The 20,389-nt window shown below is 38.7% G+C and carries 20 protein-coding genes and 1 pseudogene; 10 read left to right on the top strand and 11 right to left on the bottom strand.

What is annotated here, in order from left to right:
* Nucleotides 1-221 (top strand): annotated as a pseudogene (locus tag DDE80_RS15150) (IS4 family transposase); the annotation flags it as partial.
* 25 nt (nt 222-246) lie between these two features.
* On the opposite strand, the gene DDE80_RS09805 reads toward DDE80_RS15150, so the two are convergent.
* The 3 genes from DDE80_RS09805 to DDE80_RS15595 form a co-directional block, all read right to left on the bottom strand.
* Nucleotides 247-2,952 (bottom strand): DEAD/DEAH box helicase family protein, encoded by a 2,706-nt coding sequence (locus tag DDE80_RS09805; RefSeq protein WP_108307478.1) that lies wholly within the window; start codon nt 2,950-2,952, stop codon nt 247-249.
* Nucleotides 2,949-4,985: a site-specific DNA-methyltransferase gene (locus tag DDE80_RS09810; RefSeq protein ID WP_201261523.1), complete on the bottom strand. Its 2,037-nt coding sequence runs from the start codon at nt 4,983-4,985 to the stop codon at nt 2,949-2,951. Before DDE80_RS09810 ends, DDE80_RS09805 begins: the two co-directional genes overlap by 4 nt.
* Before the next feature lie 103 nt (nt 4,986-5,088).
* On the bottom strand, nt 5,089-5,220 hold the full coding sequence (locus tag DDE80_RS15595; RefSeq protein ID WP_282432392.1) for a hypothetical protein: 132 nt from the start codon (nt 5,218-5,220) through the stop codon (nt 5,089-5,091).
* Between the two features lie 188 nt (nt 5,221-5,408).
* On the opposite strand from DDE80_RS15595, the gene DDE80_RS09815 reads away from it, so the two are divergent.
* The 6 genes from DDE80_RS09815 to DDE80_RS09840 all read left to right on the top strand — a co-directional run bounded on the left by DDE80_RS09815 (nt 5,409) and on the right by DDE80_RS09840 (nt 9,278).
* On the top strand, nt 5,409-6,185 hold the full coding sequence (locus DDE80_RS09815; protein WP_108307480.1) for a hypothetical protein: 777 nt from the start codon (nt 5,409-5,411) through the stop codon (nt 6,183-6,185).
* 62 nt (nt 6,186-6,247) lie between these two features.
* Nucleotides 6,248-6,535: a hypothetical protein gene (locus DDE80_RS09820; protein ID WP_153060892.1), complete on the top strand. Its 288-nt coding sequence runs from the start codon at nt 6,248-6,250 to the stop codon at nt 6,533-6,535.
* Between the two features lie 315 nt (nt 6,536-6,850).
* The gene (locus DDE80_RS09825) at nt 6,851-7,891 is read left to right on the top strand and encodes a ParM/StbA family protein (protein ID WP_108307482.1); all 1,041 of its coding nucleotides are present in this window, start codon (nt 6,851-6,853) and stop codon (nt 7,889-7,891) included.
* Nucleotides 7,892-7,944: 53 nt separating this feature from the next.
* Nucleotides 7,945-8,304 (top strand): hypothetical protein, encoded by a 360-nt coding sequence (locus DDE80_RS09830; RefSeq protein ID WP_108307483.1) that lies wholly within the window; start codon nt 7,945-7,947, stop codon nt 8,302-8,304.
* Nucleotides 8,305-8,308: 4 nt separating this feature from the next.
* A complete protein-coding gene (locus DDE80_RS09835; RefSeq protein ID WP_108307484.1) occupies nt 8,309-8,614 on the top strand; it encodes a hypothetical protein in 306 nt (101 codons plus the stop codon).
* 1 nt (nt 8,615) lies between these two features.
* The gene (locus DDE80_RS09840) at nt 8,616-9,278 is read left to right on the top strand and encodes a Fic family protein (protein ID WP_108307485.1); all 663 of its coding nucleotides are present in this window, start codon (nt 8,616-8,618) and stop codon (nt 9,276-9,278) included.
* A gap of 342 nt (nt 9,279-9,620) precedes the next feature.
* Here the strand turns inward: DDE80_RS09840 and DDE80_RS09845 are convergent, their stop codons facing one another.
* Nucleotides 9,621-10,901: a Na+/H+ antiporter NhaC family protein gene (locus DDE80_RS09845; RefSeq protein ID WP_427901806.1), complete on the bottom strand. Its 1,281-nt coding sequence runs from the start codon at nt 10,899-10,901 to the stop codon at nt 9,621-9,623.
* 181 nt (nt 10,902-11,082) lie between these two features.
* Between DDE80_RS09845 and DDE80_RS09850 the strand changes: the two genes are divergently transcribed.
* The 3 genes from DDE80_RS09850 (at nt 11,083) to DDE80_RS09860 (ending at nt 13,308) form a co-directional block, all read left to right on the top strand.
* The gene (locus tag DDE80_RS09850; protein ID WP_108307487.1) at nt 11,083-11,769 is read left to right on the top strand and encodes a metal-binding protein ZinT; all 687 of its coding nucleotides are present in this window, start codon (nt 11,083-11,085) and stop codon (nt 11,767-11,769) included.
* Between the two features lie 103 nt (nt 11,770-11,872).
* The gene (locus DDE80_RS09855; RefSeq protein WP_108307488.1) at nt 11,873-12,712 is read left to right on the top strand and encodes a YitT family protein; all 840 of its coding nucleotides are present in this window, start codon (nt 11,873-11,875) and stop codon (nt 12,710-12,712) included.
* Between the two features lie 11 nt (nt 12,713-12,723).
* The gene (locus tag DDE80_RS09860; RefSeq protein ID WP_108307489.1) at nt 12,724-13,308 is read left to right on the top strand and encodes a Cap15 family cyclic dinucleotide receptor domain-containing protein; all 585 of its coding nucleotides are present in this window, start codon (nt 12,724-12,726) and stop codon (nt 13,306-13,308) included.
* Nucleotides 13,309-13,326: 18 nt separating this feature from the next.
* Here DDE80_RS09860 and DDE80_RS09865 read toward each other — a convergent pair whose 3' ends face one another.
* The 7 genes from DDE80_RS09865 to grpE all read right to left on the bottom strand — a co-directional run bounded on the left by DDE80_RS09865 (nt 13,327) and on the right by grpE (nt 20,389).
* Nucleotides 13,327-13,872, bottom strand: a complete 546-nt coding sequence (locus DDE80_RS09865) for an HdeD family acid-resistance protein (RefSeq protein WP_161952314.1) — start codon at nt 13,870-13,872, stop codon at nt 13,327-13,329.
* A gap of 69 nt (nt 13,873-13,941) precedes the next feature.
* Nucleotides 13,942-14,775 carry a pyridoxamine kinase gene (locus DDE80_RS09870; RefSeq protein ID WP_108307491.1) on the bottom strand — a complete coding sequence of 278 codons (834 nt, stop codon included), beginning with the start codon at nt 14,773-14,775 and terminating at the stop codon, nt 13,942-13,944.
* Between the two features lie 99 nt (nt 14,776-14,874).
* Nucleotides 14,875-15,588 (bottom strand): 16S rRNA (uracil(1498)-N(3))-methyltransferase, encoded by a 714-nt coding sequence (locus DDE80_RS09875; protein WP_108307492.1) that lies wholly within the window; start codon nt 15,586-15,588, stop codon nt 14,875-14,877.
* 12 nt (nt 15,589-15,600) lie between these two features.
* A complete protein-coding gene (prmA, locus tag DDE80_RS09880; protein ID WP_108307493.1) occupies nt 15,601-16,542 on the bottom strand; it encodes a 50S ribosomal protein L11 methyltransferase in 942 nt (313 codons plus the stop codon).
* A 118-nt stretch (nt 16,543-16,660) separates the two neighbouring features.
* Nucleotides 16,661-17,779, bottom strand: coding sequence for a molecular chaperone DnaJ (gene dnaJ, locus DDE80_RS09885; protein ID WP_108307494.1), 1,119 nt, complete (start codon nt 17,777-17,779; stop codon nt 16,661-16,663).
* A gap of 88 nt (nt 17,780-17,867) precedes the next feature.
* Nucleotides 17,868-19,703 carry a molecular chaperone DnaK gene (gene dnaK / locus DDE80_RS09890; RefSeq protein WP_108307495.1) on the bottom strand — a complete coding sequence of 612 codons (1,836 nt, stop codon included), beginning with the start codon at nt 19,701-19,703 and terminating at the stop codon, nt 17,868-17,870.
* Between the two features lie 116 nt (nt 19,704-19,819).
* A complete protein-coding gene (gene grpE / locus DDE80_RS09895; RefSeq protein ID WP_108307496.1) occupies nt 19,820-20,389 on the bottom strand; it encodes a nucleotide exchange factor GrpE in 570 nt (189 codons plus the stop codon).

Consider the following 20,389-nt stretch of genomic DNA (forward strand, 5'->3'; position numbering starts at 1 on the left):
CTAAAAATGCGGTATTTAGTCAGCTTTTCGCCGCGTTAATTGCCTATGTTTTATTAAAGTTTTTACACAGCCGCATTCAATTGAAATCAGACGTAGACTCCTTGTCATTCGCAGGTTTTACACGCCTATTTCTTTGGCATGCGCTTCCGGTGGAATGGCGAACGTACGTCGAAGAAATCTTATCATCAGCTCGGATGATTTATCAAAAAAGTGTTACGTGATTTTGGCTAATCAACACGCGTGTTCTTATATATCAATACTAAGTCCTTTAAACCCTTGTTCTAGCGCAATCTCACCTAATTGTTTTATTGTACCTCTACCGTCATTCATGGTATAAAATTTTACACCTTTTATTTTCACATCGGTTATTTCCTCTTCAAATATTATTTCAGCTTCATGCTCATTAATATAAATTAATAAATCTTCTTTCCATTGCTCTTCTTCAATGTTACGCCCTTTTGGCTCAATAAATATTTGAATAAAATAGTCAGTATTTTTCAAGTACAAAATAAAATCAGGCTGGAATCCTGCAAGATTTACTTCGTCATGACCACTACCGAATTGATGTAACTTTAACTTATTATTTTTCGCCGATTCCCTATGCATATTTTCATCCATTCGAATTAAATACACATCTTCGTATGGTTCTTTCAATTCAGTCACACGTTCTGTAAGGCGGTCAATTAATTGCTTTTCTGTTAAGTTAATAATCGCAGAGTCATACACATAATAATCTTCTTTTAACTCATATCGTTGGACTGTTTGTGGATCGTTCTGTCCGAACACTTTACCTGTATCATAATTTGGTACTCGTTTACGATAATTACCGATATATTCTTTAATCGGATAACCGATAAATTTACCCGTACCACGTTGTTTACTAAAACCAGCTTTTATTTGTTTGGCGACGTCTGAAAAATAACGTTCTAAAATATTTAATTTCTCTGTTGGCGTCAAAATACTACTATCCATCGTTCTTGGAATTGTAACATAAATTGTCCGATTATAAATATTTAACCATTTTTCACCTAGAAATTCTTCCCTTGATGTTAAGAGTGGGATATATTTTTTTAAGTTTGCAAAGTGATAAAAAGATAAGCGATTTATCACTTTTTTTACATAACGTTCATCAAACGTAAGGGCTACATGATAAGCATTCGTATAGTCTTCATTTACTTCTGTATCTTTATAGCCGACTTCTTTTAAAGCGGATATATAAGGAATGTATTCGTCATTTTTCGTGTTCACACCATACTTCTCTAAAGAATCATAATAATCATCTGCCACTTCAACCGTTTCATTGTAAAAAACTTTTCCGTACTTCCATACATCCGTACGTTTGAAAGAAGGTTTTACTTTTACATCAATTAATGGGTTTTTCTTATCTTCACCCGTAGGTAAATTCATTTCATCTAAAGCATTAACTAAGTTCTTCAAATACTGAGGCTCATTAATTGTATGATAATGAATCGTCTCCATGATTAAACTATCTTTACTATCATCATCAAACCTTCTTGTGAAGGAACGTTCTCCATTAAGTAAGAAGGGGTAGTACCTTGCTCCACGTCCAATTAACTGTGCCTCTGACATCGTAGTCGCTTTCGTTCCTTTTGCTTTTGGATCATCACTCAGTCGCACAATATCAAAGAGGTTTAAGACGTCCCAACCTTCTGTCAGTCTTGCTACTGCAAAGATTACCCTGTACAGGTTTGTTGGACTTTCTAAGCTGTTCAATGCCTCGTAATGACCTTTCTCCAAAATACCCGATTGGCTCGTATCGTTGGCATTAATGATTCGGTTCGGACTCATCTCTCGTTTGATGTCTCTTACAACAGCTCCTAAATCATCATGATTACGGTAGTAGTCATGGGCAAGTGCTAAAGTTTCACTATCATCTTCAGAAGCAATCTGTGCTTGTCTTTCTAAAAATGCTTGTAGTGACTCAACGGTTAATTCTTCTACTATGCTGTTGAACTGTTCATGTGCTTCATTCGAGGCGTCAATTCGTTGAGATTTAAACATGATGACGGGTTTCATATAAACATCATATTCCTCTAATGCATACCTTCTACGGTACTCACTCAGGAGGATGACGTTCATCATGTTGTCTCGGTCTGTATTACTCGACTGAATTCGTTTTACATTCTTCGAGTACTTGTCTTGAATGAAACGGTCTAAAGCATAGCGGTAGAGTACCTTATCTTTATATTTTTCATAGACGTTCTTATTTTCTAAATCAATGGTCGCTGTAAATTCCAGCAAACGATTGTCTTCGTTTGCGTTCAGGATTGTCGAGATCGCCTTTTCCCAAGACTGTTCTGTTTCTTTTTCTGACTTTGTAGAAGCGGAATAGTGGTGAGCTTCATCACCGAGAATGACCATCTTGTCTCTAGCGTAATCTTCCTCACCCATGGCATTTTCCTTTTGCGTATAAATGTCTGCTGCTACACGTTGAACAGTTGCCAGCTTTAAGTAAATCGTATTCTTACTTTGTGTCTTTGGGAATGTTTCTACCTGTCTAATCTCAATTCTTTCCCCATCAATTTCAATGTTAGGTGTGTATAGATACTTGTCTGAAGCTTGATTGGTCAGGTTATCGATCGTCTTATTTAAAACACCATTCGTATTAACTAGGAAAAGAAAGTTTTGGTAACCATGTTCTTGGTACAAGTAGAGAATGAGTCCTGCCATGAGATCGGTTTTCCCACTACCCGTTGCCATGTTAAAAAGCACATGATTTACATTTCTAAAACGAAAAGTTTCATCCGTCTGTGAGTAATGGAAGAAACGTAAGGCAGCGTCCTGGTAGTATCTAAATGTATGTACCATGTTCTTTGACAAATAATCAGGTGTATCCCAATCGAGCTGGTCGTTAAATAAACTTTCATTTAAGTGTTTAACCTCATCATAGAGAGGTAAGGGTAATTGTTTTTTCTTTTTCGTCACGATCATTCATCCCCTTCACTGTAAAAGCTTTTGTTAAAGGAGTAATCATTGTCAGAAATTAAATCCCGAACGTTTTGATCGTCTATTTCAGAATAGTTGTAGTAAAGTTGATTCTTGTCGATGATTTTAATCAGTGTTTTCTTTTGTTCACTCAATGATTTTTCAAACAAAGTTTCTTTCACTTTTTCTAAATCCACTCTAAAATCAATTTCTGCTTCTTCTAACATGAAAGTGAACACATCTTGAAGTTCTGTCGTTGTTTCGGCATTTTGAATAGAAGTAAGGAAACCTCTGTTCTTCTCCATTAATTCCACGTAAACAAAAGAACCGCCACCTTGCCAATCAACATCTTTAGAAATCCCATTTTGCTCACCTTTAATAACTTTTTGAATTCTTGGAACTGTGGTTTTATTTATGTAGTCCATCTGCTCGACCCCAATATAACGACGATTCATCTTGTGTGCAACAGCTTGTGTAGTGCCTGAACCCATAAAGAAATCTAAAACAATGTCTTCTTCATCTGTTGATAATTCAATTACTCGCTTAATTAATGCTTCAGGCTTCTTTCCGTTTGTGAAATCAACTTCTCCTTCTTTTGACAAGTTATTGTATTGTATATCTTCCCATAAAGTTGTCATACTCTCGGTATAATATGCTTGACCATCTATTATTGGAGCCACATCGGACAAAAACATAAACATGTTTCTATTTGGATTTTTATAGAGTATTTTAGTTAATTTGTTTTTGTTTTTCCCTTTAATAGGATAATACTCTAATTCAACTACTTCAAAGTCCTCATTTACTGTTTCATTGATTACAGTTTGTCTAACACTAGATTGTGCGTTTGTAGTACGGAAGATTTTATCAGCATGCTGTGTATATACTTCTTCTTCGGTCATATTATTTTCTTTTGCAAATGTAGCAACTGATTTACTTTCAAATTTATCATACGAATAAAACTTATACTCTCCTACCTCTTTTAGAAATTTTCTCCCTGATAATTCAGTTATAATTGACGTGTACTTCCAACTTTTCCCTTCCGACACATACTGTTGTATATGTTGATATAATGGTGTAAGTGTATTAACACGATTAATGCTTACATGTTCTTTATTTTTCGCAAAAACATTAATAAATTCAGTAGCATCCCTTATACTTTTTCCTTCTGAACTACCAGATACACCTCCGATTTTTGTTTTTACAGTAATGACATTAATAAAATTATTTCTTCCAAATGTTTCATCCATTAGAACCTTTAAATAAGCTTGTTCGTTATCATCACATTGAACAAAAATAAAACCATCTTGCCCCAAAAGACTATACGCAACCTCTAATCTATTCTTGATAAATGTAAGCCAAGTTGAATGATTAAAGCGATCATTATAGTTAAATCCATCATTTCCTGTATTATAAGGGGGATCTATGTAAATTAATTTCACTTTCCCCGCATACTTTTCCTTTAACGTATGTAAAGCAAGTAAGTTATTACCTTTCATGATTAAGTTATCATTTTCATCAAAGCTGTCGATGTCATGTACACCGTTCTCATCGTATTTTTTTGCATTGACTAAAATCTTTTTGTCGAGTAAGACATCAATTTCTTCTTTTGCAATCACTTCATTTAAAAAGGGTTCATCTGGACGTAAATCGTCTTTGTCCGTATCTTCCTTGCTCATGCTTGCTTTCAGTACTGTATCTTTGTAAGGAAAGTCTAAAACGACATCTGTCGATTCATCGATAAATTTCCCACCTGCTGTCAAACCAATTTTCTTCGAGTATTTCGTGTAAGAATCCTGCCAGTACTCATCCGCTTCAAAGAGGTCGATTAATTTGTTCGTCTGCATGACAACGTTGCCTGTAATATCAATTGTAAAGTTGTTTTTAATCGTTTCATTTGTAATGAATGCCTCCAGTAAAGGGGCATCGTACCCATCTAAATCTTGAATGACCTTGCTTTTGTTTACTACATCTTCAATGAAGTACTTGTCTCCGAATTGTTTTAGTACTTGTTTAATTGCTTCATTATTTTTGGTATGCACACACTTCATTCCTCTCTGTAAAAAACTATAAATTTGTTTTGTTGTCGTTTTTATTAAACTTCTCTAGCTTTATTAATTTCATATTGTCTAATCTCAATATACCCTACCGTAATATTAGGTGGGGCCCCTGTGTTTCCTCAAGTATTTTTTCTTCAAGTATTTTTTTCACTTCATTAATATCATAATCGGGGGCTGGTTTAAATTTACCTCGTCCTCGTTCGTTAATTTTTAACATCTTTTGATAACTCCCTTCAAACAAATTATTGATATTATATCATTGAATATTTGTAAACACTCCTATCAAGTTTATTTTTCCAAAAACTTTTTCGAAACTTTTTCTATAATAAATGCTGCTACAATTCTAGTATAAAGAGCTATTCCCTTTGGGAGTGGCTCTTTTTATGTTATAAAGGGGGTCTCTAAATGATTATTAAACGACAAGTTACGCAAACAGACGAAATACAAATTAAAGTAATAGTTTTGGATAACTTATTGCAGCTTATTCAGGAGCAAAGTAACGATCCAGTAGAAGCTGCTTATTTGTTTGAAGCGCAGTCTACACAAGATTATAGTATTTGGATTAGAGTAAGATTCACTACTACGAAGAACCAAGAAGAAAAATGTGAGGAAGTACGTGTGATTGATGAAGAGCCAGAAGAAATTGAGGTTACCCTGCCCTTCAATGTAAACGAGTTATTGGGATTAGACACGGAAGCCACGACAGTAAAGGAGGAAAAACATGCATTACAGCCAGGTGGCCATGTAGAGCTTGCTGTTGTAATTTATCACAATGCTGCATTGTATCTCTTAAATGACACGAAAAAAAGCTATACAAGTGAGTTAGAGCCTTTTATACGAGCATTGCAGCGTAAACCATGCATTGACGAAAAGAAGCTTCAGGAACATGCATTAGATTATAGTAAAAATCTTCCGATAGCCATCGACTTGAACCAAAACTTCTTTTCTTTACAGACCGTTCAGTACACGTTAAAAGAGATTTTCGATAATCGCGCGCAGCTGACCCTATACGCGATGATGAGCAGAAATGACCATTCTGTAGTCTTAACTATTGAAGGTCAACAGCTGATTTATCAGGGCAATCACCAAGATAGCTCGCCTACTGTCTTTTTAGAAGCCTTACAACACTTCATGACAGCAGATTTCGCTACGTTCCAACAACACTTTATTTTACAAGACTAACATCATTTCCCCTACAAAGCTGATAATACAGCGTGTAGGGGATTTTTTTAAGGAGGGCTGACATGATGCAGCATAGACCAACAGGCTATCTCTCGCGAAAGAAGAAAAATAATACAACCTACATTTACCTGAGAAGATCTTATCGTGAAAACGGTAAGATCAAACATCAGTACATCTATGCATTCGGCAAGATGCCCATAGCACTTGATAACTTGTATGCCATCACAAACAATGAGAAACCTTTTCCCCTTGAGTTAGAACAGGCAGGCTTTGATATTTCAAATGTGATGGATTGGATTATGACGCTTGAAACTCAAATCACGCCTTATGGACGAGCATTTCCGTTATAACATACACACGACATACATTAAACATACTAAGGAGTGCTATGACATACATTAAACATACAGATAACATACACAAGTATGTTGAAATCACATTTTCGACATACATTAAACATACAAATTACGATATAACATACAATACAACATACATTTCGACATACAAAAAAGTATAAAACATACAGATAACATACATTTCGGCATACAACTTTAATTTACAACACACACAATACATACAATATATTATTTGTATGTATTAATTATTGAACATTTCATACTTTAATGTTATAATGTATGTAATAAAATAAAAAGGAGCTAATTATGATGACTAAAACTGCATTCGCATTTGATTTAGGTAATGGCTATGTTAAAGCTATGAATAGCAAACGAGAGGTAATTGCCCCGAGCATGATTGCACGTGAAAGTGCTGTAGGCTCAAGCAGCATCTTCAATATTTTGAAGCGCAGCAGCAATAAAGGCTATGAGGTGTTCGAAAGCCAATTAGATGACAATACCAAGTATGTTTGGGGAGAAGGCATCACGGAAGCCGTAGCACCTGAATCATTGATTGCTACGTACACCCATAACGATCGTTATACACAAAAACGTTTCAAATTACTTTGCACGTTTATTTTGGCAGAACTAGCAAGTGATTTTACGGATGAGGAATTACTCGATGTCGTAGTGGTTACGGGGCTGCCATCACAGGAGATTGGCACAGAAGATGAACGCAAATTCAAAGAGTTTCTTCAGCAAAAGCATGTGGTAACACGTAATGGCGAACAACGTATGATTAACGTAACTGATGTACGCATTGTCGAACAGCCATTAGGTACGCTCTTAAAGCTTTATATGAACAATGAGGGCCAATTCCATGAGGAGCTGCTAACAAGCACCTTAACCCTTTTAGATTTTGGTGCTGGTACCACCATCATGGACACCTTTAAAAACTTTAAACGTCTCCCTGAGAAGTCAGAAACGTTTTATGAAGGCATGAATGACTTACACCGTACCATCGCAAAAGAGTTGGAAAAACAACATAACATTAAAGGGTTAGATCCCGCCTACGTAGATGAAGGATTCCGCCGTGGGGATTGTATCGCTGAAGTTTCGGAACGAAAAAAATATGCTTTTGAAGTTATTGCTAAACGAGTGATTGAAGATTTCGTTGATAAACGATTAGCTGAGGTAGACCGTACACTTACAAACCGAGATAGCGTAGATAAATTCATCATTACAGGTGGTGGCGTAAACATTGTGAAGGATTATTTTCTAGAAGCTTTTAAAGAAGCTAACATTACTGTCATTCAAGACTCACAACGCGCAAATCTAGAAGGTTTCTATAAACTTGCCAGTCTACTATAAAACAATACCACTCGGCTTCCCCCTTAGTGGTACTGTAAAAGGGAGGAATTGAAATGAACGCTGAAGAAGATCACATTCGTAAAGGCTTTATGTATAACGCAATTGAAGATCAAGATATCCATGAATGGTTAAACGGTTTGCCTGCACGAAAGCATTCTGAATACATCCGAAAAGCCATTCGGCACTTTATGCATACTGAACAACCGCAGCTACCACAGATAGCTCAAGGCAGTGGCAACGAGTACTATGTGTCACAAGAAGAAATAGAAACGATTAAGCAACGTTTAAATGCAATTGAAGCACAACTTGCAAAGCAATCTTCACCTTCAGGGGCTACTACAGCAGAAAATAAACGAAATGAAGAAAACCGTTATATTAGCGCGCCAGACATTCTACAAAATTTAGGGAGATGATGATATGATGAAAGTAATTGAAGGAGGGCTTACGCTGAATAATCAGATTCGTAAAGGGTTTATGTATAACTCAGATAAAGATAAAGACATCCATGATTGGTTGATGAGCTTGCCAGAACGCCATCAATCTAAACATATTCGCACAGCTATTCGCTTCTATTTAGAACACCAAGGCGAAATCAAACATACTAAGAAACAAGAGTTTTTAGACAAGCTATATGATATCGAACAAAAAATCGAACAACTCAAAGAAGATTATTATAGCGATCCCGTGTTGAATACGTATGAATACCCACAAAAGGATGAATAACATGATATTAAAAAATAAATATGAACTAACTGAACGTGAATCACGTTTTCTTTTGAAAAAGTCTTTGGTCTCTCTGATTCATGCTAACTCTCGCTTAGAAAAAGTGAACACCACATTCCCTCAAACGAAAACAATTGTAGAAGGCATGAGCGTCAGTGGAGTTAGTATTGATGATATCCAAATTATTCTAAACTTAAAAAATGCTTATCAGTATATTCTTAACGAAACCGCACCTTTTTCAATTGATATTGCGAAAAAGATTAATTCCTTTGTTTCCTACAACGAATCCTTAGCATGGGGTGTTGTACGCAATGGTAACGTAGGTATACATGGTGTAAATTATCAGCCTTCTATCCCTGTAGAAAGCGAAGTAGTCGCAACCATTCATGCAATTTTGCAAGACGAAACACTTTCTACAACACATCGAGCGTTGAAGTATATGTATTATGCAATGCGTACACAAATCTTTTGGGATGGTAATAAGCGATCTGCGCTAATTGCCACCAACTATATCATGCTATTAAATGGTAATGGTGTGTTGCATATTGACGAGACACACTTAGAAAAATGGAATGAATTATTATCAGCCTTTTATGAAAGTAATGACGCTAGCGAAATCATCGCTTGGACCTATGAAAATTGCATCTTTGGTATTGATTATTAATACATTTCATAAAAAACAAGCCCATCTCTCGTACTGTTAAGAGATGGGTTTCTTTATAATAAACCTCGATGTTCGTAAAAATTCCGACCATAAAAAATACATTGAGCAAGATCTAGCAGCTAGACAACGTGACACAAGGAATTTACCCATCACAGATAATTACGTTACGCCTCCTGCATATAAAAAGCGTAATGGAAAAAAGAGAGCTTTAACAAATACAGTGATGAAACAGAGGCTCGCACTATTGAACAACATGTAATACAAAAAAATCAATACCATCTCTTTACACCTGCTAAAATTAAGCGAGCATCACCTCAATAGAAAAACGTTCAGCTACTTCATTTAGCTGAACGTTTTTTTAGGATAGCCAATCATAATAGCAATAACACCACATACACCAATTAATACAGGATAAAAAGAATACGGTAATATGCTGAGTGGCGAAATGCCGGCTAAACTTGCCGCTACTAAAAATTGTGCACCGTACGGTAATACGCCTTGTACCATACACGAAAAGACATCTAATAAACTCGCAGCCTTACGCGGCTCAATCGCATACTTTGTCGCAATGTCTTTTGCCAGTGGGCCCGCGATTAAAATAGCAATCGTATTATTAGCAGTAGCTAAATTCGTAAGGGCAACGAGTGCTGCAATACCAAATTCCGCACCTTTACTAGTCGAAATACGCTTCATAATCGCCTGCAAAATAAATTCAATGCCGCCATTAAATTTGATTAGCTCTACCATGCCTGCAATTAAAATTGCCAAAAAGGCCATATTATACATGCTTGCCATACCATCGCCAACTTGTTGCACAATCGCCATTAACGTATAACTGCCGTCTATTAGCCCTACAACACCTGCTAGCGTAATGCCTAGTGTTAATACTAAAAATACGTTTATGCCCATCAGCGCTAAGATAATCACAATAAGGTAGGGCATAATTTTTAGCACGCTATAGTCCGCGTACGCAATCGGTGCCGCTTCGCCCCATGTCAACACGCCGAAAATCACACTCGTAATAAGTGCTGCGGGTAGCACAATCCAAAAATTAACCCGGAACTTATCTTTCATTTGTGCACCTTGCGTACGCACGGCTGTAATTGTCGTATCCGAAATAATCGACAAATTATCCCCAAACATCGCACCGCCAATAATCGCTGCCGTTATTAGCGCTACCGCTAGCCCCGTATGTTCGCTAATCCCCAAACCAATTGGCACGAGTGCCACAATTGTACCTACTGATGTTCCCATCGCAAGTGAAATAAAACAGGCAATAATAAAGAGCCCGATAATTAAAAAGTTTTCTGGAATAATAGCGAGGGCAAAATTTACCGTCGCATCAACAGCGCCCATTCCTTTTGCTACACTTGAAAATGCGCCTGCTAATAGGAAAATAAAAGCCATTAACATCACATTACTATTGCCCGCACCTTGACAAAAAATATCAATTTTTTTAGTAAAAGATTGTTTATGATTCATCGCTATAGCTACAATCGCTGCTATCAAAATCGCAACAATGACAGGGAAAGCATAAAAATCCTTTAGTACAATGCCCGCACCAATAAATAATAGTAAAAACACAGCAAATGGGAGCAATGCCCACGGATTGCCTTTCTTCACGCTTTGCTCTCTCCTTCTCATGTAAAACTGCTACTTAATAGTAAAGTAAATAGCACGGAATAACAACAAACAAATGCCTACACTGCTCACAAAACGTAATCATTACTTTTTATGTTGACAACGATCACTGTCGCGTTTTATACTCATAAAGCGTAATGATTACTTTTTAGGAGGAACCAACATGAAAAAATACGTAGCATGTGTAAGCGCATTGGCACTCAGTGCCTTACTTGTAGGCTGTGGGCAATCAGCACCTAAAGTTGAGGAGTCTACAGAAAAAGCAACAGAGCAAGCAGCCGAACATAAACATGAACACACGCACGAAGAAAACAAAGGCGTTGCTCAAGGTTATTTTGAAGATAGCGATGTTAAAGACCGCACGCTCGCTGATTGGGAGGGTGATTGGCAATCCATTTATCCCCTGCTTATTGACGGCTCGTTAGACGAGGTTTTTGAACATAAAGCAGCGCATGACAGCTCAAAAACACCTGAGGAATTTAAAGCGTATTATGACGCAGGCTATCAAACGACGACTGAGCGCATTACAATAGAAGGTGATACCGTAACATTTTACGATCACGGCCATGCGCACGCTGGTAAATTTGCTTATGACGGGTACGAAATTTTGACGTATGACAAAGGTAACCGCGGGGTTCGCTATATTTTTAAACAGCTTGGCGATGAAGCGGGCGTACCGAAGTTCATTCAATTTAGCGACCATATTATTGCACCTGAGAAGTCAGGTCACTTCCATTTATATTGGGGAGATGATCGCGCTGCGCTATTAGAAGAAGTGACGCACTGGCCTACGTACTTCCCGAGCGCGATGACAAAAGAAGATATTGTACACGACATGCTTCACCATTAATGACCCAACAATTTGTGGCACTTGCCGCAAATTGTTTTTTTAGGTTTATTCTGTTCGTAAATACGTTATAGTAAAAGAGAATATATAGAAAGAAGGTGGGAAAATGAAGGACTTCCTCAAAGACTTGACCATGCTAATTATTGGTTCGTTCATTTTCGCGTTAGCCGTCAATTTATTTGCTATTCCTAATGGTTTAGGTGAAGGCGGGGTTACGGGTATTACAATTATTGCGTATTACTTATTTGAATGGCCCCCAAGCGTTGTCAGCTTCGTTTTAAATGGTATTTTACTCATCATTGGCTACAAATTTTTAAATCGTAAAATGGTGATTTATACGATTATTGTTATTTTCTTATTATCAATTTTTTTACATCTAACAGAAAATTGGCATGTTATTTCAGATGAGCGTATTTTAAGTGCCATTTTTGGTGGTATGTTTTCTGGTGTTGGTATCGGGCTTATTATTCGCGTTGGTGGCTCTACAGCAGGATCTACCATTTTAGCTAAAATCGCGAGTAAATATTTAGGCTGGAGCGTTAGCTATGCGCTATTATTTTTTGATTTAATCGTCGTAGCCGCTTCCTACTTCGTGATTGGCTTAGAAGCTGTTATGCTAACTATCGTTATGTTATACGTTGGCACAAAAGCTATGGAGCTTGTCATCGAAGGCTTTAACCGTAAAAAAGCGGTAACGATTATTTCCAATGAACATGCTGCAATTGCAGAGCAAGTTACGTATAAAATGAACCGTGGCGTCACGGTGTTATCCGGCTATGGTTATTATACGAAAGCCGAAAAAAATGTGCTCTACATCATTATTAGCAACCAAGAAATCGTTAAATTAAAAGCATTCGTTCAAGAAATTGATCCGAGCGCTTTCATTACGATTCATGATGTGCGTGATGTATTTGGCGAAGGTTTTTTAAACTTATCGAGCCATTAAGGAGGCCGTTTGTGCACGAGTACGGTATTGATGCTAAACGTACAAAAATCTTTTTTTACTTATCTTTATTTGCGATTTTATGCGCGAGTGCTGCAAGTCATTTATTACATGATTTACCGTTTGCGACCATTACGATACCCGTAACATCTTTCACGATTTTTTTACTGTTGTTACGCATTTTTTCTTCTGTCTTATGGAAACGCAAACGTTGGCACACGCTCGGTATTGTAAAAACACCTAACTTAGCTGGTGTGTGGCATGGCAGTTACACAACGTCAACACAACAAACACATCAACTCACGTTAGAAGTAAGCCAAACCTGGACAAAAATCAAACTGACGTTAACAAGTGAGCAATATCTCGCAGTTAGCTATATGGCAGCTATGAAAACAACTGATCCGCTCGGTGTCAAACTCATTGTGCACGCGCATCTTTTTGAGCAAGTCACTGAGCAAATGCCTAAAAAATGTAACACTATCGTCTTCGAACTTGTCCAAACGAAGCCTAATACGTTGTACGGCCGCTTTTATACAGCGCCGCATGCGTTTTCAGCATTTGGGACGCTAGCATTAAAAAAAGGAGAAAGTGCATCGTAACAGCACCTTCTCCTTTTTTTAGCGTATGATAATTTTTCGCTTTAAGTAAAACAGTAAAGCTAAGTCGACTATCCCAATGACGATTAAACTTACACCGTAGAATTGGAATAGCAATGTGAGCATTGATACCGGACGAGTTAATAAAAATAACGACACGACAATCAATACTATGCTGTAAATATAAAATGGCATTTTATTAACGGGGAAAAACGTTCGGAAACTGATCGTATTCACTAAGTGACTTACCCCAACGATTAAAATAACAAAACCAATTAAATAAGGAATTACTTTAATCATGTCATCTGCTAACGTATAAAGCAGTACCGCAGCTACTATGTAAAGCGTGGCTAACACCAGTGAACCCATCATACCTTGGTCATATTTACGATGATAAAGTGCCGTGACAATGCGAATGATACCTGTCACGAGAAAATACGATGCTACAATAATAATCATCACGTCATATGCTGTTTTAGGGCTCGCTAAAATAAAGCTACCTACAATAATAAAAATAATACTATTGATAATAAGATGTGTTTGGATTTTACGTAAAATATCAAGCACGATGATTCCCTCCATCCTTTACCACTTACTTTACAGTAAATTTTTAGCAAATGCCAATTATTCCCCCACTTACAGCAACAAGTGTAAATAGCGCTCAAATTGTACGCCCTCAACCTCTTTCGTTTGCGCTTGTGTCGTAGCTGTAATCGCTTGTATTAAGAAGGTTTCAGCAAGTTGAATCGCTGCGTCTACCGTCATCCCTCGCATCACACCACCTACGATAACAGAGGCAAATAAATCACCCGTACCTGAGTAGTTTTTACCGTTAAACGGTACCATACGACATAACGTATGATTCGCATTAATATATAAATTACCAATCGTTTGTTCAGTAGGCGGCGTTACCCCGGTAATAATAACGTCAGCTTTTGTCGTTTGTTGAAGTTGTTGCCCTACTTCTGTTAAGGCTTGCATAAAGTCGCTACCCTTATAGCGATATAATTTTTCATAGGACAATCCTGTTAATAAGCAACACTCTGTAACATTAGGCGTAATAACAGAGGCTTGCGCTACCAACGCTCGCATGCGCGCTAACATATCTTCCGTAAACAATTTATACGCCTCCCCGCGGTCCCCCATTACTGGATCCACTAATAGGAAGGTATTAGGCTGCGCGAACGTTTGCAAAAATGCGAAAATATTGTCGATTTGCTCGCGTCCCGTTACAAAACCGGTATAAATGCCATCGAATGTTACGTTCATTTTTTGCCATTCCTCGGTGAAATATGGCATTTTTGTCGTTAAATCTTCGTAAAAAAAGCTCGGATAATCCGTTTGAGCCGATAACACCGCAGTCGGAAGCGGATTAGGCTGCACGCCCATTACCGATAATACGGGAATCGCGGCAGTTAGCGAACACTTGCCAAACGAAGAAAGATCTTGAATTACAGCAACTTTTTTCATAACGTCCTCCAATACGTATAAACTCTACTTAGTAGTATCTCAAAATTTAGAGGAATGCGCTAGACGAAAAAAGGAAATCGCGATAGGCGACTTCCTCTGTTACTCTAGCTCATACGACAGGGCAGCGAGCGCATAAAGCGGCGCGGTTTCTGCACGTAAAATACGCGGTCCTAGTGACATCGTTTGTGCACCCGCAGCGCGTAGAGCCTCTGCTTCTTCCCTAGCAATACCACCCTCTGGGCCAAATACAAATAGCATTGTTTTAGCTTCTGTCGCTTGTAAAACTTGCTTAAAGCTCACGCGCTCAGTGAGCTTTGCCTCTTCTTCATCAGCAATAAAAACCATATCATATTTGCTTACTTCTGCTAATAATTGCTTAAAGCTAACAGGATTTTGTACAGCTGGGATGTGCGTGCGGTGCGACTGCTCTGCCGCTTCTTTTGCAATTTTTTGCAGGCGCTCTGTTTTTTTACCGCCTTTTTTAGCATCCCATTTAACAATCGAACGCTTCGCCTCAAATGGCAATAAGGTATGCATCCCTAACTCTGTACCCTTTTGGGCAATCAGCTCTAATTTGTCGCCTTTAGGCAAGCCACAAGCAATTGTCACTTCAACAGGCATTTCAGGCGAAGGAATCGTGCGCCCTGTCGGCTGTACTTCTACGTCTTCACCTATTGCTGTAATTTCACAAACCTGTGCCACACCTTGCATTACGACGATAATTTCATCACCAACTGCTTGACGCATCACGCGCGTAATATGGCGGGCATCTTCACCGCAAATTGTAGTTGTGTCATTAAAATAACGTTGCACCTTGCTTCTCTCCTACTCTGGCTTACGTGCCGTAATGGCTACCCAGTCTTCCATTTCCATTGTTTCGACTAACACAAAGCCTGATTTTACTAAACCTTGCTCGACTTCTGCGCGTTTTGCACCAATGATACCAGAAGTAATATATAAACCGCCTGGCTTTACCACTTTAAACGCATCGTCGGTAAAGGATAAAATAATATCTGCTAAAATATTAGCGACTACTACGTCAGCTGGTTTTTCTACTGTATCTAATAAATTGCCGTGATGTACTTCAATAAGGTGGTCTACTTTATTTAAGGCAATATTTTCACGTGCCGAACGTACCGCAACTTCATCTAAATCTAGCGCATGTACTGTTTTAGCACCAAGTAACGCTGCACCAATTGACAATACGCCTGAACCAGTGCCGATGTCTACTACTTCTTCATTAGGCTGTAGGTATTTTTCTAGAGATTGCAAGCAAAGCACGGTTGTAGGGTGCGTACCTGTACCAAATGCCATACCTGGATCAAGCTCAATGATGAGTTCATTATCTTGTTGTTTTTCGTATACTTCCCATGAAGGTACTACAGTAAAACGCTCCGAAATACGCACAGGGTGATAGTATTGCTTCCACGCATTTGCCCAGTCTTCCTCATGTACTTCTGTAATCGTTACTTCGTTTTTGCCAATCGCTAAACCAAAGCTTGTTAAGTTAGTTACGGCTGCTTTAATTTGTGCAAAGTTGTCTGCTGTTGCTTTCTCTTCTGATAAGTACGCTTTTACAATAACGCCCTCTGCTGGGAAATCATTAGCATCGAGTGCATACATTTCACCGTACATATCCTCGCGCTCTTTCGTTAAATCTGTAGCGTCTTCAATTACGACTCCGCTTGCGCCTGCTTGTTCTAGAATATAGGACACTGCCTCTACCGCTTCATGTGTTGTGTGAATTGCGATTTCTGTCCATTGCATGTACAACAACTCCTCTATGTTTTGTCTTTTGTAGTTTACCATAATGCACAAAAAGAGAGGGTGCTTATGCAACACCCTCTACATGTGAATGGCTTCATGTTGTGAACAATACTTACGGTTATTTAAACTTATTTTTCACCTTATCGAAGAATGAGCCACCTTCGTTAGTTGCCCCGTCGCCTTCGATTTCAGCTAGTTCTTTTAATAATTCTTTTTGACGCTCTGTTAATTTAGTTGGCGTTTGTACATGTACGGTAATATTTTGGTCACCTGTACCGTAGCCGTGTACGTTTTTCACACCTTTGCCTCGTAAACGGAAGCGTTTGCCTGATTGTGTACCTGCTGGGATTTTTAATTCCACTGTGCCATGGATAGTTGGTACTTCTACTGTGCCACCTAGTGCTGCACGTGGGAAGGAAATATTTAAGTTGTATAAAATATCATCGCCGTCGCGGTCAAAGTACTCATGACGCTTTACGCGGAATACAACGTATAAATCACCCGCTGGTCCACCGTTGACACCTGGTGCACCTTCGCCTGATACACGAAGTTGTTGACCATCGTCCACACCTGCTGGGATTGTAATTTTAATTTTTTTACGACGATTTACCGTACCTGAACCGTGACATGTTGTACATTTTTCTTTAATTTCTTTACCTGTACCGCCGCAGTAGCGACAAGTTTGACGATTCATCATACGGCCAAATGGTGTATCAACCGCTTGGTTAATTTCGCCTGCCCCGTTACAGTGTGAACATGTTGTTGGCTGTGTTCCTGGTTTTGCACCAGAGCCATGACAAGTTGAACATTCTTCTTCTTTTGTTACTTCAAACTCACGCTCTACGCCGAACACCGCATCTTCAAATGAGATGTCCATGCGGTATTGAAGATCATCGCCTTGACGTGGTGCATTCGGGTCACGGCGTCCGCCGCCACCAAAGAATGAGCTAAAGATGTCATCGAAGCCGCCAAAGCCGCCACCACCAAAGCCACCACCGCCACCACCGCCACCAAATTGTGGACCGTCATGACCGAATTGATCATAGTTTGCTTTCTTTTGGTCATCGCTTAACACTTCATACGCTTCAGCGATTTCTTTAAATTTTTCGTCTGCACCCGCTTCTTTATTAATATCTGGGTGGTATTTTTTTGATAATTTACGATACGCTTTTTTAATTTCGTCCTTTGACGCCGACTTGTCAACGCCTAGCACTTCATAATAGTCGCGTTTTGCCATAGTTCACACTCCGATTCTTTAACATAGATTTCATTGTATCAAGAGAAAAGCCAAAGCCGCAAGCGGTCTTTGGCTTTTTTAAGCTCTATTATTTTTTGTCTTCGTCTTTTACTTCAGTGAAGTCAGCATCGATGATGTCATCATCTTGACCACCTTGTGGTTGTTCGCCACCTTGTGCTGCTTGTTGAGCTGCTGCTGCTTGCTCATACATTTTCATAACAAGTGGTTGTAAAATGCCATCTAATTTTTCTTTCGCTGCTTTGATTGCGTCTGTATCGTCGCCTTCAAGTGCTGCTTTTAACTCATCACGTGCGTCTTCAACAGACTTTTTCTCTTCTTCGTTGATGTTTTCGCCTAAGTCTGTAATTGTTTTATCAACTTGGAATACCATTTGGTCCGCTTCGTTACGTACGTCTGCTGCTTCTTTACGTTTCGCATCTGCTTCAGCGTTAGCTTCCGCTTCTTTTACCATGCGCTCGATATCTTCTTCTGTTAAACCAGAATCAGATTGGATTGTGATCGTTTGTTCTTTTTGTGTACCTAAGTCTTTCGCTTTAACTGAAACGATACCGTTTTTGTCAATGTCGAAAGTTACTTCGATTTGTGGTACACCACGTGGCGCTGCAGGAATATCTGTTAATTGGAAGCGACCTAATGTTTTGTTGTCTGCTGCCATTGGGCGCTCACCTTGTAATACGTGAATGTCTACGGCTGGTTGGTTATCCGCTGCTGTAGAGAATACTTGTGATTTAGACGTTGGGATTGTTGTGTTACGCTCGATTAATTTTGTGAACACGCCACCCATTGTTTCGATACCTAAAGAAAGTGGTGTTACGTCAAGTAATACTACGTCTTGTACGTCGCCTGTTAATACGCCACCTTGTACTGCCGCACCCATTGCTACTACTTCGTCTGGGTTTACGCCTTTATGTGGCTCTTTGCCTGTTTCTTTTTGTACTGCATCTTGTACTGCAGGAATACGTGTAGAACCACCAACTAAAATAACTTGGTCTAATTCTGAAGCTGAAAGACCAGCGTCTTTAAGTGCTTGACGTACTGGACCAATTGTACGTTCTACTAAATCTTGTGTTAACTCGTCAAATTTAGCACGTGTTAATTTTACTTCTAAGTGTAATGGACCGTCTGCACCCGCTGTAATGAATGGAAGTGAAACGTCTGCTGACATTACGCCAGATAAGTCTTTTTTCGCTTTTTCTGCTGCGTCTTTAAGACGTTGCATCGCCATTTTATCTTTAGAAAGGTCAATGCCGTTTTCTTTTTTAAACTCTGCTACTAAGTAGTCGATTACTTTATCATCAAAGTTGTCGCCGCCTAATTTATTGTCACCAGCTGTTGCTAGTACTTCAAATACGCCGTCGCCAAGTTCAAGGATAGATACGTCAAACGTACCGCCACCAAGGTCATAAACTAAGATTTTTTGATCTTCGTCTTGTTTTTCTAAACCGTAAGCAAGTGCTGCTGCTGTTGGCTCGTTAATAATACGTTCTACTTCAAGACCTGCGATTGTACCTGCGTCTTTTGTTGCTTGACGCTGTGCATCACTGAAGTAAGCTGGTACTGTAATTACAGCTTTTGTTACTTTTTCGCCTAAGTAGTCTTCTGCGAAACCTTTAAGGTATTGCAGAATCATAGCTGATACTTCTTGTGGTGAGTATTCTTTATCTTCAATTGTTACTTTTTCATTAGAACCCATTTTAGATTTGATTGACATAATTGTGTTTGGGTTTGTAACGGATTGACGTTTTGCAACTTCACCAACTTGGCGCTCGCCATTTTTAAATGCTACTACTGAAGGTGTTGTACGGTTACCTTCTGGGTTAGCTACGATGACTGGTTGGCCACCTTCTAAAACAGATACGCAAGAGTTTGTTGTTCCTAAGTCAATACCAATAATTTTACTCATAATTTGTTTCCTCCTAAGATTTGTATGCTTTTAGTATATTTTATCAAATGAAAGTTGTCGCGCATTTCGCTCTCAACTTTTTTATTATGCTGCAAGTTGTTGGTCAGCCCGCGTAGTTATTCGTTTACTGATACCATTGATGGACGAATGACACGGTCTTTTAATTTATACCCTTTTTGCATTTCGCGCAGTACAATGCCCGATGGCTTGTCTGCATCCGCTTCTTGCATTACGGCTTGATGCACGTTAGGGTCAAAGGTTTCGCCTTCTGCTGGAATAACTTCCACGCCTTCTTTATTAACCGCTTCAAGTAATGAACGGTAAACCATTTCTACACCTTTTACAATTGAAGTTGCTTCCTCAGTCGTTGCTTCGACTTGGAGCGCGCGTTCAAAATTATCTAACACAGGAAGTAAATCCGTCACAAGTGATTGTGCACGGTATTTTTGTGCCGCTTCACGCTCTGTTGTTTGACGGCGACGCATATTGTCCATATCTGCAAGCAAGCGAAGATATTTTGCTTCTTCTTCCTCAAGACGACTTTGTAATTCGTCTACTTTTGCTTGTAGTTGTTGTTCAACAGTTAGCGTTTGTTCTTCTGTTTCAGTCGTTGCTTCAACTTCTTCCGCTGTAACTTCAACTTCCTCTTCTTTTGTAACTTCAACTTCTTTGTTTTCTTCTGCCAT

Source organism: Metalysinibacillus jejuensis (assembly GCF_003057615.1).
GTDB lineage: Bacteria > Bacillota > Bacilli > Bacillales_A > Planococcaceae > Metalysinibacillus > Metalysinibacillus jejuensis.